At 73.4% G+C, this 1,561-nt stretch carries 2 pseudogenes; one reads left to right on the top strand and one right to left on the bottom strand.

Annotated elements, in window-relative coordinates:
- Positions 1-351 precede the first annotated feature (351 nt).
- Positions 352-960: pseudogene (locus ACPC54_RS41900) on the top strand (DUF5926 family protein); the annotation flags it as partial.
- A gap of 285 nt (positions 961-1,245) precedes the next feature.
- Here the strand turns inward: ACPC54_RS41900 and ACPC54_RS41895 are convergent.
- Positions 1,246-1,561: pseudogene (locus ACPC54_RS41895) on the bottom strand (hypothetical protein); the annotation flags it as partial.

Raw genomic sequence — 1,561 nt, 5'->3', positions numbered from 1 at the left:
ACGGGGACGTGCACGACCCGGATGCCCACTGCCGTCGCGATCATGTCACCGCCACGCTCACCGCGTCGGCACCGCCGGATCTGTCCGGCCTCGACCTCGCCGAGGCGTTCGAGGACCTGGCCTGAGAGCCGGGCGGCCTGGCCCGGCCCGAGAGCCGGGGGGACCTGGCCCGGCCTGGGAGCCGGGGCGGGGCGGGTCCGCGCACGGGGGTGGTGAGGGGGCCGTCTCCCGTCGCGGGGCGCGCCGATGGCCGCCCCCCGCAAGCCCGTTGTCCACAGGTTCCCGTCGGCGATGGCGCGAACGGCTAGGCTCCCGCCGTACGAGAAGCGCCGTAACCGGGAGACATCCACGATGGCCAAGAAGCGACCCCAGACGAAGGCCGAGCGCCCGCAGGCGGCGGGCGGGGCAGATGGTGCCGTTCCGGTGGTCGGCGGCCGTGAGCCCTGCCCCTGCGGCAGCGGCCGGCGCTACAAGGCGTGCCACGGCCGGGACGCCGCGCACGCGGTGACCGAGCTGGTCCACCGCCCCTTCGAGGGGCTGCCCGGCGAGTGCGACTGGGTCGCGCTGCGCGAGCTGGTCCCGGCCGCCACGGTGGAGCTGACCCTCAAGGACGGCCTGCCCGAGGGCGTCCCCTCCGTCACGCTCGCCACCGTGCTGCCGATGGCCTGGCCCGCGCTGCGCCGCGACGACGGCTCGGTCCTGATCGGCCTGCAGAACGACACGTCGTCCGGCGACATCAGCCGCGACCTCGCCGACACCCTCCAGCGCGCGCTGGAGGCGGAGCCGGGCACCCCGGTACAGGGCCGCCGCGCCCCCGCCGACGGGCCCCGGCTCCAGGAACTGCTGGCCGCCGAGAGCGCGTTCGAGCCGGTGGTGCACAGCGGCTTCGAGTTCTGGGTGCCGGACGCGGAGAACGCCACCCCGGAGGTCGCCGCCTCCCTGGAGCGGGCCAACGCGGCGGACTGACCAACCGGCAGGTCACGCTCAGCTGACGGCACCCGCGAAGGTGTCATGACTGAACGGTCGGTCAGTCATGACACCGGGTGACCGACGGGTGACTCCCGTCACAACTCCCGGCTCCGACACGGAAATCGGTGGGAATTCGATGGCCGAATGCCTGAGTCGGAATTTGCGAACGGCCGATCTCTTGTTACCGTTCCAGTAGCCCGGTTGCTGGTGCATCCCCCGTCGCCAGCAACCGGGTCTTTCCATGCCCGCGTCCGGTACCCGACGCGCCGCGCGTTCTCAACTGACCTCCGAATCACCGGAGTTGCTTCCCGAGCGCAGCAGCAGCGCCCCCGCGGGGCCGCGCTCCGCGAACTCCGTGACCGCCATGTAGCCGTCCGCGCCGCCCCGGCTGTGCTCGCGGGGGGTCTCACAGGTGGCGGGCTCGTCGTCGGCTCCGATGTCGCAGCGCGTACGGGTGGTACGGCCGCCGGGGCCCATGAGGGTCAGCTCCGCGTCCAGCGGCCTGCCGGTGGCGTTGCGGTAGTAGGTCCGCGCCCAGGTGTCCGCGCCCTGGATCAGCACACAGGTCTGCCCCTCGACACCCTCGGGGGAG

The organism is Kitasatospora sp. NPDC094028, assembly GCF_049543595.1.
Lineage (GTDB): Bacteria > Actinomycetota > Actinomycetes > Streptomycetales > Streptomycetaceae > Kitasatospora.
The sequence above is the reverse complement of the archived record's forward strand: the minus strand, read 5'-3'. Positions and strand labels throughout refer to the sequence as shown.